12 protein-coding genes are annotated in these 15,707 nt (G+C 73.0%); 6 read left to right on the top strand and 6 right to left on the bottom strand.

The features are described 5' to 3' along the window. Positions 1-626 precede the first annotated feature (626 nt). Positions 627-1,397 (bottom strand): 2OG-Fe(II) oxygenase, encoded by a 771-nt coding sequence (locus tag ACFC0Z_RS14750; RefSeq protein WP_376437018.1) that lies wholly within the window; start codon positions 1,395-1,397, stop codon positions 627-629. 267 nt (positions 1,398-1,664) lie between these two features. Beyond that, complete coding sequence (locus ACFC0Z_RS14755) at positions 1,665-2,339, bottom strand: TetR/AcrR family transcriptional regulator (RefSeq protein WP_376437021.1); 675 nt, start codon at positions 2,337-2,339, stop codon at positions 1,665-1,667. A gap of 114 nt (positions 2,340-2,453) precedes the next feature. Here ACFC0Z_RS14755 and ACFC0Z_RS14760 point away from each other — a divergent pair, with 114 nt between their 5' ends. From ACFC0Z_RS14760 to ACFC0Z_RS14775, 4 genes are all read left to right on the top strand, one after another. Next, entirely contained in the window at positions 2,454-3,074 is a 621-nt protein-coding gene (locus tag ACFC0Z_RS14760) for an isochorismatase family protein (RefSeq protein WP_376437024.1), read from the top strand. A gap of 178 nt (positions 3,075-3,252) precedes the next feature. Further along, positions 3,253-5,880, top strand: a complete 2,628-nt coding sequence (locus tag ACFC0Z_RS14765) for a YfhO family protein (protein ID WP_376437027.1) — start codon at positions 3,253-3,255, stop codon at positions 5,878-5,880. A gap of 27 nt (positions 5,881-5,907) precedes the next feature. Then, positions 5,908-6,873 carry a glycosyltransferase family 2 protein gene (locus tag ACFC0Z_RS14770; protein ID WP_376437030.1) on the top strand — a complete coding sequence of 322 codons (966 nt, stop codon included), beginning with the start codon at positions 5,908-5,910 and terminating at the stop codon, positions 6,871-6,873. A 27-nt stretch (positions 6,874-6,900) separates the two neighbouring features. Continuing rightward, on the top strand, positions 6,901-8,334 hold the full coding sequence (locus tag ACFC0Z_RS14775) for a polysialyltransferase family glycosyltransferase (RefSeq protein ID WP_376437975.1): 1,434 nt from the start codon (positions 6,901-6,903) through the stop codon (positions 8,332-8,334). 40 nt (positions 8,335-8,374) lie between these two features. On the opposite strand, the gene ACFC0Z_RS14780 is transcribed toward ACFC0Z_RS14775, so the two are convergent. Next, the gene (locus ACFC0Z_RS14780) at positions 8,375-9,148 is read right to left on the bottom strand and encodes a VOC family protein (protein ID WP_376437033.1); all 774 of its coding nucleotides are present in this window, start codon (positions 9,146-9,148) and stop codon (positions 8,375-8,377) included. Positions 9,149-9,227: 79 nt separating this feature from the next. Between ACFC0Z_RS14780 and ACFC0Z_RS14785 the strand changes: the two genes are divergently transcribed. Next, positions 9,228-10,055 carry a sulfurtransferase gene (locus tag ACFC0Z_RS14785; protein ID WP_376437036.1) on the top strand — a complete coding sequence of 276 codons (828 nt, stop codon included), beginning with the start codon at positions 9,228-9,230 and terminating at the stop codon, positions 10,053-10,055. Positions 10,056-10,562: 507 nt separating this feature from the next. Here ACFC0Z_RS14785 and sepH read toward each other — a convergent pair. Continuing rightward, positions 10,563-11,633, bottom strand: a complete 1,071-nt coding sequence (gene sepH, locus ACFC0Z_RS14790; protein ID WP_376437038.1) for a septation protein SepH — start codon at positions 11,631-11,633, stop codon at positions 10,563-10,565. 451 nt (positions 11,634-12,084) lie between these two features. Here sepH and ACFC0Z_RS14795 point away from each other — a divergent pair, with 451 nt between their 5' ends. Further along, positions 12,085-13,113 (top strand): PT domain-containing protein, encoded by a 1,029-nt coding sequence (locus tag ACFC0Z_RS14795; protein WP_376437041.1) that lies wholly within the window; start codon positions 12,085-12,087, stop codon positions 13,111-13,113. A gap of 30 nt (positions 13,114-13,143) precedes the next feature. Here the strand turns inward: ACFC0Z_RS14795 and ACFC0Z_RS14800 are convergent, their stop codons facing one another. After that, positions 13,144-14,493 carry a D-arabinono-1,4-lactone oxidase gene (locus ACFC0Z_RS14800; protein WP_376437044.1) on the bottom strand — a complete coding sequence of 450 codons (1,350 nt, stop codon included), beginning with the start codon at positions 14,491-14,493 and terminating at the stop codon, positions 13,144-13,146. Beyond that, positions 14,423-15,697 carry an MFS transporter gene (locus ACFC0Z_RS14805; protein ID WP_376437046.1) on the bottom strand — a complete coding sequence of 425 codons (1,275 nt, stop codon included), beginning with the start codon at positions 15,695-15,697 and terminating at the stop codon, positions 14,423-14,425. The genes ACFC0Z_RS14800 and ACFC0Z_RS14805 overlap by 71 nt, the downstream gene beginning before the upstream one ends. Positions 15,698-15,707 lie beyond the last annotated feature (10 nt).

Below are 15,707 nucleotides of genomic sequence, written 5' to 3' on the forward strand. Positions count from 1 at the left end.
GGGAAGTCTTTATTTCTCGCGCTACCCCGTTTCGAAGCCAGAGTAGATCACAAGGCTGATCACCGGACAAGGGTTCTGCTGGCGCACTGGTCGGCGTACGTGGGATTTCTCGTCGGTAACTGTAGGCGACATGGAATTGTGCCTACCGGACGGTTTGTGACGGTGGCGCAATTCGGACGGTCTCCCGTCGGGATTCCGTTTTTCACCTTGAGTGACAGGGAATGAACGATTCCGCCCCTCCGTGCGCCGCGGTGATCACGGAGTGCTGTCATGGGCATGGCGTTCGGCCTCGCGGGGCGGCGAAATCGCGCCAGGGGTCTTCCATCGCGCGTACGGCTCCGGGAGGCACACCGCGCACGGCCGGTACCCCGCCGCCACGGCCACGCCCTCGTCCAGGAAGAACACCCGGTAGCGGACGTAGCCGCCGGCCGCGATCGCCCGCAGCGCCGAACGGCAGTCCAGGAGACCGTAGATGCGGGTCCGGCCCCGGCGGTATCCGCCCAGCGTCCCCGGTGCCGCGCTGCGGTACGGCAGCCCGTCCCGGCCCAGCAGGGTCCAGCGAGCTGCCCCCGGTGGCGCCCCCGGTGGCGCCCCCGGAAGTGCCCCCGGAGGTTCCGCCCCGCCGCTCACTCGGCATCGTGGAAGACCAGGCCGAGCGCGTGCCGCAGCCCGGACCTCACCGTGCTGACGCCGTGCCGCACCGGCCCCGCCGACCAGCCCCGCACCGACCGCACCGGCCGGTCCCGGGTCGTGAACACGAGCCCGTGCCCCTGCTGCAAGGTGACCGTCGTGCCCCGGGACTGCGCCCGGGGCCGCTGCTCGACGAGGAGGAACTCGCCGCCCGTGTAGTCGACCCCGGGCTCGTCGAGACCGATGACCACCTGGAGCGGGAAGACGAGATCCCCGTAAAGATCCCGGTGCAGCGCGTTCCAGTCGCCCTCGCGGTAGCGGAGCAGGATCGCCGTGGACCGGTTCTGGCCGGCCGCGTGGCACATGGCCGTCCACTCCTCCAGGGTGTCCGGCCAGGGCGCGGGCCGCCGCAGCCGCTCGGCCCATTCCCGCGCCACGGGCAGCAGCCGCGGGTAGAGGGCCTCGCGCAGCTCGGCGACGAGCTCGGGGTAGGGGCGGTCGAAGTACCGGTACTGCCCGGAGCCGAAGCGGTGGCGTGCCATGTCGACGGTGGAGCGGAAGAGTCCGGCCTCCTGGTACAGCGCGCTGATCGACCGGCACTGGTCCGGGGTGAGCAGGGGAGGCGTCAGCGCGCAGCCGTGGAGGTCGAGTTCGTCGCCGAGCCGCTTCCAGTCGGCCGAGCCGACCCGCTCGGCCGGGGTGCGCCGGTCGGCCACGAAGTACTCGAGGGCTGTCTCCTGCGCGTCGCCCGAGGGTCGGACCGTCATGGGCCCACCGCCTTTCTTGCCGGTGGGCGGCGCGTGCGAGGGAAGATCGCCGCCCTCGATCACCCTGCTCTCCGCCCCGCGCCCGTGCTGGCGGAATTCGGACGTCAAGTCGACGGTGACCCCGACGGGGCGCTACGGCTCCGGGGGCGCGGCGACGGCTCGGGCGTTACGGCTCCGGGGGTGCGGCGACGGTTCGGGCGTTTCGGCTCCGGGGGTGCGGCGACGGTTCGGGCGTTACGGCTCCGGGGTGCCGCGACGGCTCGGGCGTTACGGCTCCGAGCGCGTGGCCCCGGTCAGCCGCGCCAGCGCGTCCGCGTCGACGGCCGTCGTTCCCGTCAGCGTGCCGAGCAGCGTCTGCGCCAGGACCGTCGCCGTACCGATCCGGCCGTCCTCCCGCTCGTCGCCCGTGACCTTGCCGAGTACCGCGTCCCGTACCGCCCGCGAGATCTCCGCGTCCCCGAAGAGGTCCGGGAACGACAGCGCCATCATGCAGACGCCCACGTTGGCGGAGAGGATCGCCTGTCCGGCGAGCCCGGGGGCCATGCGCAGCCGCCCGGCGTCCCGGCAGCGCTCCACGGCGGTCAGGAGGATGGCCTGCGCCTCGACGATCGCCCGCGGCTTGGCGTCGCCGGTCGGCGTGAACATCAGGCGGTAGAGGTACGGGTTGCGGAGCGCGAAGGCGACGTGGCTGTCCCAGGCCGTGGCCAGGTCCGCCACCGGGTCCTCGGTGAGGGGATTGCGCCGCTTGGCTTCGAGGAAGCGCGCGAAGCCGATGTCGGCGACCGCCGTGAGCAGCCCCTGCTTGTCGCCGAACTGCCGGTAGATCTCCGGCATGCCGACCTTGGCGAGGTCGCAGATGGCCCGGGTCGAGATCGCCAGGGCGTCCTTGGTCGCGAGCAGTTCCTCGGTGGCTTCCAGGATGCGCTCTCGTGCCGTCGACATGGTCACCACGATAACAGCGCTAACAGATCCCCGTGATCAACGCTTACGAATCGTGTTAGCGTGTGAATCACCCGGGGGTCCTCGGACCCTCGCCGACCATCGAGAGGAACCGTCATGACCGCGTCCACCACCCTGCGCGACCTCAGCGGCCTGCCCCAGGAGCTGCCCCGCCTGAGCGAGTCGGTCCTGCTCCTGATCGACTTCCAGAACACCTACCGGACCGGCGTCATGAAGCTCGACGGCGCCGAGGAGGCGCTCGCCGCCGGCGCCCGCCTCCTCGCCGCCGCCCGCGCCGCCGGCACGCCCGTCGTGCACGTCATGAACGACGGCGGCGAGGGCACCCCGTACGACATCCGCGCCGAGATCGGCGCCATCAGCGCCGAAGTCGCCCCGGCCGAGGGCGAGAAGGTCGTCGTCAAGCAGGTCCCCAACGCCTTCCACGGCACGGACCTGGAGGAGATCCTCCAGGAGGCCGGGGCCGAGGGCGGCTCGCTCGTCATCGCCGGGTTCATGACCCACATGTGCGTCCTCTTCACCGCGCAGGGCGCCTTCAACCTCGGCTACCGCCCGACCGTGGTCGCCGAGGCCACCGCCACCCGCCCGCTCCTGGCCCCGGACGGCACCCTCGTCACCTCGGAGGCCCTCCAGACCGCGAGCCTGACGACCGTCTCCGACCTCTTCGGCACGGTCGCGCGCACGGTCGACGAGCTCGTCGCCCTGGTCCCCGCCTCCTGATCAGCGAAAACCGCGGTCCGTGCACCGGGAGTTCACCCGGGATGTACCGGAAAACCGCCTGAAGAACCTCTCCGGGTCGCCCGCCTCGGCGGTAATGGCGGTCGGCCCGGCAGTCGTCAAGGTCGTCAAGCGACGGAATCCGGGCCGTTCCCTCGCTCACCGCACCCCTGGAGGACGTGTGCCCCCCGCCGCCGAGACCGTGCTCGACGAGGTCGACGGCGAGGAGGGGGGAGGCGATCCCGGAAACCGCCCGGCCTCCCGGGCGTGGCGCCCGCGGAACCCGGCCGTCGCCGCGCCCCTCGCCGCCGCCCTCCTCGGCTCCGCGCTGCTCTGCCTCGCGACGGCGCTCTCCCGCACGTACCCCTTCGGGCCCGTGACGAGGAACATCGTCGACCTCGGCCAGCAGTACCTGCCCTTCCACGCCTACTGGCGCGCCTTCCTCCTCGGCGACACGCACGGCGACGCCTTCCTCAACTGGAACTCGGGCTTCGGCGCCAACTTCCTCGGCGACATCGGCACGTACCTGAGCAGCCCCTTCGACCTGCTCGTCGTCCTCTTCCCCGCCGACCGGATCGAGCTCGCCCTCTACGTCGTCACCGCCGCCAAGATCGCCGCCGCCGGAGCCGCCGCCGCGCTGCTCCTCCTCAGGCTGCGGCCCGGGCCGTGGCCGCTCGCCGCCGTGCTCGGCACCGCGTACGCGCTCTGCGGCTGGACCCTCAACTTCGGCGCGACCGTCCCGATGTGGCTCGACGGCCTGGCCGCGTTCCCGCTGCTCTGCCTCGTGGGGGAGTGGGCCCGCACGGCCCGCCGCCCGGCCCTCGGCCCGCTCGTCGTGGCCCTGGCCTGGACCGCCAACTTCTACACCGCCTACATGGCCACCCTCGGCGCCGCCGTCTTCCTCGCCGTCCGCCTGCTCACGGCGGAGGAGGCGGCGGCGGTACGCGACAGGGTCGCCGGAGCGGTCCGTGCCGCCCGCTCCGTCCTCATCGGCATCGGCCTCGCCGCCCCCCTCGTCGCCGTCGTCTTCCTCGGCACCAGGACCGCCGACCCCACCCCCGGGACCGCCTTCGCCCGCGCCCCCTGGACGGACCTCCTCGCCCGCTTCCTGCCCGCCACCGCGAGCACCGACAGCCCCGCCCTCTTCATCGGCACGCCCGCCCTCGCGCTCGCCCTGACCCTCCCCTTCAACCGGGCCGTCGCCGCGCGCGTACGGATCGGGTGGACGGCCGCGATCGTGCTGGTCACGCTCTCGCTCCAGTGGGAGCCCACCCATCTGCTCTGGCACGCGGGCGCCTCGCCGAACGGCATCCCGTACCGCCAGAGCTTCGTGCTCTGCGGCCTGCTGCTGATCGCCGCCTGGTTCTCCGTCGCCGGGGGCGTGCCCCGGCCGCGCGCGCTTCTCGCCGCCGGCGCGCTCCTCGCGGCGACGGCGTGGGTGGGCCGGGGGAGCCCCGAGACCGACGCGTGGACCTTCCCGGCCTTCCTGGCCTCGGCCGGACTGGCCCTCGCCGCGGCACTCCTGGCCGTACGGGCCTCGTCGTCCGGCCGCGCCACAGGTCTCGCCGCCGCCCTCGCCGTCCTCCTCTTCCTCACCGCCCAGGCCGGTGAGACCGTCGTGACGGCGAAGCGGATCGAGGAGCGGCAGCGCGAGGACGTCGCCTGGTCGCCGCGGACCGGTCCGTGGCACGCCGACGCGGCCCGCGAGGTCGCGCGCGCCGACGCCTGGCCGCGCCACCGGACGGACCCCGGCGAGATGCCCGGCGGCAACGACCCCCTGCTCGTCGGAGGCCAGGGCGCCGAGTACTACAGCAGCCTCACCGCCAAGGTGACCGCCGCGACCCTCACCGACCTCGGCTTCGGCTACTACGCGAAGGGCCGCCACCCGGTCACCCTCGACAACCCCGTGACCGACGCCCTCTTCTCCGTCGGCACCCGCCTGCGCTCCGAACCCGCCGAGTCCGTCCGGCGGGACGCCCCGCCCCGGGCCACGGTCACCGCCACCACGACCCCCGTCCCGCCCCTCGTGACCGTCCGCCCCCGCGCGGAACGCGACCCGAGCCCCCGGGACTCCGCCTTCGTCCGGCAGGAACTCCTCCTCGGCGCCTCGGTGTACGAGCTGCCGCGAGCGCAACGCCGTACAGCCTTCGGCGGTGCCACCCTCACCGCCCACTGCCCCGCCGGTTCCGAAGTCTGGTTCTGGGCACCGGACTACAAGGGCTCGGCGACCCTCGCCGGCTACGGATTCGTCGACTTCGACGGCAGGCCGCCCGCCGTCAGCGCGCCCCTGCGCAGCCTGGGGTACGTCCCCGCCACCGGCGAGGTGCGGATCGATCTGGCGACCGAGACCGGGATCAGGCTGCCCGAACAGCCCGTCGGCTGCCTCGTGAAGGAACGGCTCGACTCCGCCGTACGGCGGCTCACCGCCACCGGCGCCACCCGCGTCGAGACCGGCGGCCACACCATCACGGCCCAACTGCCCCCGGGCAGCACGGGACTGGCCGTCCTCGCCGTCCCGCGCATCTCCGGCTGGCGCTGCGCGACGGGCGACGCGCCCCTCGCACCCGCCGCCGCCTACCAGGGACTTGTCGCCGTCCCCCTCAACGGCCGGGACACCACGATCAGTTGCGCGTTCCAGCCGCCCGGCCTCCGTCTCGGCTCCGCCGTCGGAGGCGTCGCCCTCCTCGCCCTGGCGCTGGTCGGGTACGCGGGTTTCCGCCGGGGACGGCAAGAGTTCACCCGGAGTGCACCCGCGGATCGTTCGCGCGGAAAAACGGACGGATACTCTGCCCGCCGTAGCGGCGTTTAATTGTTCGATTCAGTGTGGGGATTCCGCGTGCCAAAACTGTCCGTCGTCGTCCCGTTCCACAATGTCGGGCCCTATGCGCCCGACACCCTGCGCAGTCTCGCGAACAACGCGGACCCGGAATTCGAATTCCTGCTGGTCGACGACTGCTCGACGGACGACACCCCGGAAATCCTCGACCACTGGCGCGACCGGCTGCCGAACGCCACCGTCATCCGGCACGAGACCAACCTCGGCGTCGCCCAGGCCCGCAACACCGGCATCGACGCGGCCCGCGGCGAGTACCTCACCTTCCTCGACGGCGACGACTGGTACGCCCCCGGCCACCTCAGGGCCGCCGTCACCGGGATCTCCGAGCTCGGCTGCGACTTCGCCCGGACCGACCACGTCCTCGCCGAGGGCCGCAAGCGGCAGGTCAAGTACGCCCCCGCCCGGGTCCGTGACGCGGTCATGGACCCCCGGGACGGCATCTCGCCGGCCAGCATGGTGACGATGGTCGACTATCCCTTCGTCCCCTTCGGGATTTACAGCGGAAAGCTCTTCGAAAACGGGGAATCGCGTTTCGAGACCCGCCTCCGCACCGCCGAGGACCGCCTCTGGATCTGGCGACTCCATCTGAAGGCGCGCACCTTCGCCGCGCTTTCCCTGCATGGCGTCTTCTACCGGCGGGGCGTCACCACCTCGCTCACGCAGATCTCCGACAACCGGCAGCTGGACTTCCTTTCCTCCTACGACCTGCTGCTCGACGACGTCTCCCGGGACCCCGAGGCCGACCGCTTCCTCCCGAAGGCGGTCCGCACCTACTGCGCGATGATCGCCTTCCACATGGGCAAGGCGAAGAAGTACGAGCCCGAGGTCGCCGCACAGCTCCGCGCCGACGTAGCCGACGCGCTGCTCCGCATGCCGCAGGAGGTTCTCGACGAGACCCTCGCCACCATGGACGTCCCGCGCAGCACCCTCCTCCGGGGCCTGCGCGACACCGGAAGGACCGCCTGAACCATGGCCCCCGACACCCACCCCGCCATGGCGACCGGGCCCACGACCTCCGCCACGGCCCCCGGCCGCCCCCGGGTCCAGATCTTCCAGGTCTCCACCCTCTACGGCGCCGCCACCCTCGCCGCCGCCCTCGACGCCGGACAGTTCGGCCCCCGCGACGAGGCCCGCCGGCTCCTCCTGATCTCGCACAACGCCGAGATCCCCGAGACCTCGCTGCGCCTCCAGTCGATGACCGGGTACGACCGGATCGCCGCGCGCTTCGACGGCGTCCTCGACTGGAACGAGACGATCCACCCGTACCACCCGGCCACCTGGGCGCCCCGCCCCGAGGAGGCCCCGCTCTGGCAGCGCGTGCTGCGGACCGCCTGGGACCTCGGCACCGCCCGCGTCGAGGTGGTCGTCGAGTCCATCCAGGTCAACCCGGCCAAGGCGCTCTGCGCGGTCTTCCCCGAGAGCACGGTCCACGTGTACGCGGACGGGCTCATGAGCTACGGACCGACCCGCTCCGACCTCGCCCAGTCGATCGGCATCCGCATCCGCCGGGTGCTCCACCTCGACCTCGTGCCGGGCCTGCGCCCGCTGCTCCTCAGCGAGTACGGGGTCGAGCCCGAACTCGTACCCGACGAGGCCTTCCGCGCGGTGCTCGCCGAGATCGCCGAGGCCTCACGGGCGGCGGAGACCGGGGACACCCCCCTCGCACGGGCGGCCGCCGCCGAACCCACGGCGCTCCTCCTCGGCCAGTACCTCGCCGCGCTCGGCCTGCTCACCGCCGAGGAGGAAGAGGAGCTGCACCTCCGGATGCTCCGGGGCGCGGCCGGAGCCGGACACCGCTCCATCGTCTTCAAGCCGCACCCGACCGCACCCGTCCGCTACTTCGAGGCGCTCGACGAGGAGGCCGAGACCCTCGGCGTACGGCTCACGGTCCTGGACGGCCCGCTGCTCGCCGAGACCTTCTACGAGCGCTGCCGGCCGCGGCTGGTCGTCGGCTGCTTCTCCACGGCGATGCTCACCGCCGCCGTCTACTACGGCATCCCGATCGCCCGCGTCGGCACGGTCGAGGTCCTCGAACGGCTCACCCCCTTCGAGAACAGCAACCGCATCCCGCTCACCGTCGTCGACCACCTCGTCGCCGACCTGGAGGAAGGCGAGGAACCGGCCGTCCCCGGCGAGGCACCCGCCTCGCTCGCGCCGCTCGTCCGGGCGGTCGGCTACTGCATGCGGCACAAGAGTCACCCGGGACTCCGCGAGGAGGCCGCGCTCTTCCTGGCGGAACACGCCGCGGACCCCGGCATCGCGCACCACTTCACACCGCTGCGGCTCAGGCAGCTGGACCTGCCGGGCCTCCCGGATCCGGAAACGGACGAGGCGCCGGACACTGCGCCCGAACCGCGGCACGAGCCGGTGGCGGCGGCGCCCGCGCCCCGCTTCCTCCGCACGCTGGCCAGGGCCCGCAAGGGCTGAGGCCCGAAAGGACTGAGGCCCGAAAGGACTGAGGGACGCCCTACGCGCCGGCGGACCTGACCAGGGTGAACACCGCGCCCTCCGGATCCGCCACCAGGGCGAGCCGCCCGGCCGTGCCCTCCCGAGGCGGCCGGAGCACCCGGCCGCCGAGCTCGGTGACGAGCAGGGCCGCCCGGTCGGTGTCGGCCACCTCGAAGTACGTCATCCAGTGCGCGCCCCGGTCCCGGGGCAGCTCGTTGCCGACGCCGTGCAGCGAGGCGACCGCGCGCCCCTCCAGGTGGAGCGTGGCGTAGTCCAGGTCGGCCGAGACGACGGGCTCGACCTCGTACCCGAAGACCGACCGGTAGAACTTGCCGACCGAGGAGGTCTCGTACGTGAGGAGCTCGTTCCACACCGGAGTCCCCGGCGGGCCCGCCGTCGCCGTGCCGTGGTGCGCCTCCGCCTCCCAGACGCCGAAGACCGCGCCGGAGGGGTCGGAGCAGATGGCGAGCCGCCCGGCCTCGCCCGCGTCGAGCGGGCCCACCGCGACCGTGCCGCCGCAGCAGCGGATGGTCTCGGCGGTCTCGTCGGCGTCGTCGGTGGCCAGATAGGTGGTCCAGGCGATGGGCAGGCTCCGGTCGGGCGGCAGCTGGCCGATTCCGGCCACCTCGCGGCCGTCGAGCAGCGCGCGGGCGTACGGGCCGAGCTGCTGGGGACCGGGGACGAATTCCCAGCCGAAGAGGGCGTTGTAGAACTCCCGGGTCGGTTCGAGTCCGTGCACCATCAGACTCACCCAGCACGGAGTACCGGGTGGGCGCCGAGTAGCCTCGGTCATCGTCTACACGCTCCTTGGCAGTGGCGCGTTCTCGCGGTCCTCGCGGTCCTCGGGGCACGGCTGCGCGAGGATGGCCCCCATGAAGCCCATCATCTCCGCAAGCGAACTCCTCAGCGAGTCGGCGGGCGACCGGCCGCCCGTCATCCTGGACGTCCGGTGGACCCTCGCGGGACCCCCCGGACTGCCGTTGTACGAGGCCGGGCACATCCCCGGAGCCGTCTACGTCGACCTGGACGAGGAACTCGCGGGCCCGCCCGGGAACGGCGGACGCCACCCGCTGCCGGACGTGGCGGCCTTCGGCGCGGCGATGCGCCGAGCGGGTGTCTCGGCGGACCGGCCGGTCGTCGTCTACGACGGCGGCCTCGGCTGGGGCGCGGCCCGCGCCTGGTGGCTGCTCCGCTGGGCGGGCCACCCGGACGTGCGGGTCCTCGACGGCGGCCTCCCCGCCTGGACGGGCGAGCTCTCCGAGAAGACCCCCGAGCCGGAGCCGGGCGACTTCCGTCCGGAACCGGGCGCCCTCGGCCTCCTGGACGCCGACGCGGCGGCGGCGCTGGCCCGCACCGGTCTCCTCCTGGATGCCCGCGCGGGCGAGCGCTACCGGGGCGACGTGGAGCCGATCGACCGGGTGGGTGGTCACATCCCCGGGGCGGTCTCGGCCCCGACGACGGAGAACGTGGACGCGGACGGCCGCTTCCTCCCGGCGGACACCCTCCGCACCCGCTTCACCGCCCTCGGCGCGACCGGCGAGGCCCCGGTAGGCGTCTACTGCGGCTCGGGCGTCTCAGGCGCCCACGAGATCCTGGCCCTGGCCCTTGCGGGCATCCCGGCATCGCTCTACGCAGGCTCCTGGTCGGAATGGTCAAGCGACCCGACCCGCCCGGTGGCGACGGGCCCGGACCCGCAGTAGGCGTCCGTTCCGGCCAGTTCCCCCACCCCGCCCCTCCCCGAAACCGGGGCGCTGCCCCGGACCCCGGTCCTCAAACGCCGGACAGGCTGAAATACCGGGGGCGCTGCCCCCGAACCCCCGCGCCTCAAACGCCGGCGGGGCTGGGGTGGCGGGGCTTCGCCCCGGACCCCGGTACGGCCTGGCGGCCGTGCCCTCAATCGCCGGGCGGGCTGAGATGTCCCGCCCTGCGGGCGGAAATCCAGCCTCGCCGGCGCTTGAGGCGCGGGGTCCGGGGCGGAGCCCCGAATGCTTCAGCCCGTCCGGCGTCTGAGGACCCGCGGCGTGGGGCCGAGCCCCGTACTTCAGCCCCGCCGGCGTCTGAGGCGCGGGGGCCGGGGCAGCGCCCCGGTTTCGGGAAGGGGCGGGGTGGGGGAGAAGGCCCCGCAGGGCACCCCACCCGCACCCGCGCTCGGACCCGCGCTCGGCCCCGCACTCGCGCCGGGCCCCGCGCCGGGCCACCCCGACCCGCTACTCCTGCTTCTTCCGGCGCGTGCCGAAAACGATCTCGTCCCAGCTCGGCACCGCCGCCCGCCGCCCCGGCCGTACCCCGTCCGCCTCGGCCTGCCGGTCCGTCGCCCCGTGCAGTCGGTCCCGGTGTCCCGACACCGCCCGTGGCATCAGCACGTCGGCGTACGCCGCCCCCGCGCCCGCCGACGCGGCCGGCGCCGGCGGCTCCTCCACCTCGGTCTCGTCGATGTCGGAGGGTTCCGTCTCCGGTGCCTCGGGCACGACCATGTCGCCGCGGAAGCTCGGCACGGCCTCCAGGAGGCTGGTGAGGGAGTCCCGCTCCTCCTCCGGCTCGGGAGCCGGGACCGGCGCGGGGGCCAGACGGTCGAGCTGGCGGTCGAGGGCGCGGTCGAGCGGCCTGTCCCGGGGCAGCCGGGCGATCCGCGGCACGAACGGGAAGCTGGGCTCCGGCGACGCGGCGATCGTGTCGTCGGTCTCGCCGATCAGCGCCCGCGCCTCGTCGTCCACGGCCTGGACGAGCCGCCGGGGCGGGTCGTACGTCCAGCTGGCGGTGTGGACCTCGCCCGCGACGCGGTAGACGAGCAGCACCTCCCAGGTGCCGTCGTCGCGCCGCCACGAGTCCCACTGCACGGTGTCCTTGTCGGCGCCGCGCAGCAGCAGCCGCTCCTGTACCGCCTCGCCGAGCTGCGGGCCGCTGTTCTCGCCGGGCCTGCGGACGGGGGTCTTGCGGGCCCGCTCGGCCATGAAGGCGCGCTCCGCGAGCACGGGGCCTTCGAAGCGGCGGACGCGGTCGACGGGGATGCCGGCGAGCTGGGCGACCTCCTCGGCGGAGGCACCGGCTCGTATCCGCGCCTGGATGTCACGGGGGCGGAGGTGGCTCTCGACCTCGATCTCGATCTGTCCGAGGCGCGCGCGGTCGTTGCGCACGGCGGCGCGGAGCCGCTCGTCGATCGGAAGTGTGTACTCCGTGCTGTCAGCAGCCTTGAGCACCAGTCGTGTGCCGTCGTTGGAGACGGCCACGACACGCAGTTCGGGCATGGGGACCTCCCGGGTGGTGCCTGCCGACGTCACGTGCGTCGCTGCTTCCGCTAGTCGAGTGTGGCCTGCCCGGGTGCAGCCTGCCACTACCTTGCCGAGTTGCCCGGCGTGTCGGGCATGGACCCTGGGGCGCCGTTATGGCACGGTTACCGGTTCGCCACTCAGGGTGACCAATGGTCACTCTGTGCGACGGGTTCCCGTGTGATGCCGTGGCGCCGCCGGTTCGAGTGCCATGTTCGGCCCCCTCCCCGATCCCGGGCACCCGTGAGGGCGTCCGGACCCAGGGTTCGCCAATGTACTCCATTCGGGCCACTTGGGTGGACCGGCGCGCCGCCCAACTTCTCGGGCGGTACGGGAGTTGAGTCTCCGCGATCTTGGCCCTCACGTGTCCCTCTTCACAGAACCGGCGGAAGCGGAACTATTCCCTTCGCCCATTTGTCCCTTCTGGGTGCAAGGCGAACGGATGAACCATCAGGGGTTGGAGATGCGGCACACGCCGGAGACCGGCACGGAGGCCCACACAGGCACCGTCATGGAGGAGCGCGAGACGAAGGGAGACGGCGGCGGCAGGAGAAGGATCGACCTGAGCGTCGCCCAGGTCTCGGGCAGCGCCGTGGCCGCGGTCATCGCCGCCAAGCTCGCCTCCAGTCTCGGCGTGTACGGCACGATCCTCGGCGCCGGCGTGATCAGCGTCATCGCCACCTGTGGCGGTCCGCTCTTCCAGTACTTCTTCAAGCGCACCGGCGAGCAGATGCGCGACGCGACCGCCGCCGCCAAGCCGAAGGCCCGTCAGGTGCCGTTCCCGGCCGCGCGCCAGGAGCAGGGCGAGCGGGGCGAGCGGGGCGGCGACCGCCACACGATGATGCTCGGGACGGTCTCGTACGCCGCGCCGGACGGCACGCTCCCGTACGACGAGGAGTTCGGTGAGGCGACCACCCACGGCCGGAGTGTGCGCGGCTGGAAGCGCTGGAAGCGCCCGGTCGTCGCGGCGGCGCTCGTCTTCGGCGTCACGATGGGCGGCATCACCGCGTACGAGCTGGTCTCCGGCAAGGACTTCAGCGGCACCACGGGGACGACCACCGTCCGCTCGGTCTTCCCCGGGAACTCCGGGAACCAGACGCCCGACAAGGACGAGAGCCCCGCTCCCGCGACCTCCGAGGAGCAGAAGCAGGACGACGGGACCGGGACCCCAGACCCGGAGAAGAGCGGCTCCCCGGACTCCACCGACGGCGGCGCGACGCAGACGCCGACGCCCACGCCGAGCGGCGACCCGTCGAAGGATCCGGCGGCCGACCCGACCGCCGACCCGACGACGGAGCCCACCACGGAGCCCACGACGGAGCCGACGAACGAGCCGACCAAGGAACCGACGAAGGAGCCGACCCAGGCCCCGACGACCGGGGCCGCCGACCCGGCGGCCCCTCCCGCCCAGGCCCCGACCCCGGCCACGGTCGGCACGGGCGCAGGCGCCGGTACCGGCACCGGCGCTGACACCGGCTCGGGAGCCGAGTGACCGTCAGCCGGTCGGCCGGTCGACCGGCCGTCAGTCGCCCAGCACCCGCCGCAGGTAGTCGTTCGCGAACCGCCGGTCCGGGTCGAGACGGTCGCGCAGCGCCGTGAACTCGGCGAAGCGCGGGTAGACCTCGGAGAAGTAGGCGGCGTCACGGGTGTGGACCTTGCCCCAGTGGGGGCGCCCCCCGTGCGCCGTCATGATGCGTTCCACCGCCGTGAAGTAGGCCTGGTGGGGCGTGCCCTTGTAGAGGTGCACGGCGATGTACACGGTCTCCCGCCCCGAGGCCGTGGACAGCGCGATGTCGTCCGCGGGGGCCGTGCGCACCTCCACGGGGAAGCTCACCTTGAGCGGCGAGCGCTCCACCATCGCCTTGAGCTCCCGCAGCGCGTCGACGGCCGCCTCGCGCGGCAGCGCGTACTCCATCTCCAGGAAGCGGACCCGGCGTGGCGAGGTGAAGACCTTGTACGGGATGTCGGTGTACGTACGGGCCGACAGCGCCCGGCTGGAGATCTTGGCGATCGACGGGATGACCGGCGGCACCGCGCGGCCGAGCGAGCAGGCGACCTGGAAGATCCCGTTGGAGAGCAGCTCGTCCTCGATCCAGCCGCTGATCTTTCCGGCGGGGGCGGCCGGGCCCTGGCTGCGGTTGTTGCGCTTGGTGTTGCAGTTGTCCGTGTGGGGGAACCAGTAGAACTCGAAGTGCTCGTTCTCCGCGTGCAGGGCGTCGAAGTCCGAGACGACCCGGTCGAAGGTCATCGGCTCCTCGCGCGCGGTGAGCAGGAAGACCGGCTCCACGGCGAAGGTGATGGCGGTGACGACACCGAGCGCGCCGAGGCCGATCCGGGCCGCCGCGAAGACCTCGGGATTCTCCTTCTCGGAGCAGGTGAGCAGCTGTCCCGAGGCCGTCACGAGCTCCAGCTCGCGGATCTGCGCGGCGATCGAGGCCGACTCGCGGCCCGTGCCGTGCGTGCCGGTCGAGGTGGCCCCCGCGACGGTCTGCTCCATGATGTCGCCCATGTTCGTGAGCGACAGGCCTTCCCGGGCCAGCGCCACGTTGAGCCGCTTCAACGGGGTGCCCGACTCGACCGTGACCGTCATGGCCTCGCGGTCGATCCGCCGGATCCCGGTGAGGAGGTGGGGCCGGACGAGGACGCCGTCCGTCGCCGCGATCGAGGTGAAGGAGTGGCCGGTGCCGACCGTCTTCACCCGCAGCCCGTCCTCGGCCGCCCGGCGTATCACCTCGGCGAGCTCCTCGGCCGAGGCCGGACTCGCCTCCCGCGCGGGGCGGGAGGTGACGTTCCCCGCCCAGTTACGCCACGGGGCGTTCGCCGTCCCGCTGCTCGCCGACCCCGCTGTCCTCGTACCGCTCGTCCCGCTCACGCTGCCCCTCCCGATCAGGTGCCGGCCTGCGCAGCCGGCGGTGTCCGAGGAGACCCACCGCGACCGCGAGCGCGCCCGAGACGACGGGCACCACGTACCCCGCCTCGGCCCCGGACGCGTCGACCACCCAGCCGGCGGCGGAGGAGCCGAGCGCCACGCCGATCGCGAGCCCGGTACCCGTCCAGGTCATGCCCTCGGTCAGCTTCGTGCGCGGTACGTGCGCTTCGACGAGGGCCATGGTGGTCACCATCGTCGGCGCGATGGACAGGCCCGCGACAAAGAGCGCCACGGCCAGCAACGGCAAGTTCCCGGCCAGTAGGAGGGGGATCATACTCACGGCCATCGCGCAGACGCCCAGCAGCCAGCGGCGGGACGGCTCGCCCTTGAGGTGCAGGAGTCCGAAGACGGCGCCGGCGAGGCAGGAGCCGAGCGCGTAGACGGCGAGGACGAGGCTGGCGGCGGCCTTGTGGCCCTGCTCGTCGGCGAAGGCGACGGTCACGACGTCCACCGAGCCGAAGATCGCACCGGTCGCGACGAAGGCGAGGGTGAGGATCTGGAGGCCGGGGGAGCGGAGCGCGGAGGCGCTCTTCTCGCCGTGCTCCTGCGGGTGCGGGACCGGCTCGGTGGCGCGCTGGGCGGTCAGCCAGAAGACGCCGACGGCGAGGAACATGCCCGCGAAGAGCGGACCGGCCTCGGGGAACCAGGCCGTGGACAGGCCGATGGAGAGGATCGGGCCGAAGATGAAGCACACCTCGTCGACGATCGACTCCCAGCTGTACGCGGTGTGCAGGCGCCGCTCGTCGCCCCGGTAGAGGGCCGCCCAGCGGGACCGGGTCATCGCCCCGATGCTGGGTACGCAGCCGATCAGCGCCGTGAAGACGAAGAACGTCCAGTCCGGCGCGTCCTGCTGCACGCAGAGGAGGAGTCCGGCGGCGGCCACGAGCGAGACGAGGGTGAACGGCCGCAGCACCTTCCGCTGTCCGTGGCGGTCGACGAGGCGCGAGACGAGCGGGCCGAGGACGGCGGCGGACATCGCGAGCGTGGCCGAGAGGGCGCCGGCGAGTCCGTACCGGCCGGTGACCTGGGAGATCATCGTGACGACGCCGATGCCCATCATGGACAAGGGCATGCGGCCGAGGAATCCGGCGACGGAGAACGCGGTGGTTCCGGGCGCGGCGAAGATCGCGCGGTAGGGGCTGGGCAAGAGGTTCTCC

It is taken from the genome of Streptomyces sp. NPDC056144 (assembly GCF_042264145.1).
Taxonomy (GTDB): domain Bacteria; phylum Actinomycetota; class Actinomycetes; order Streptomycetales; family Streptomycetaceae; genus Streptomyces.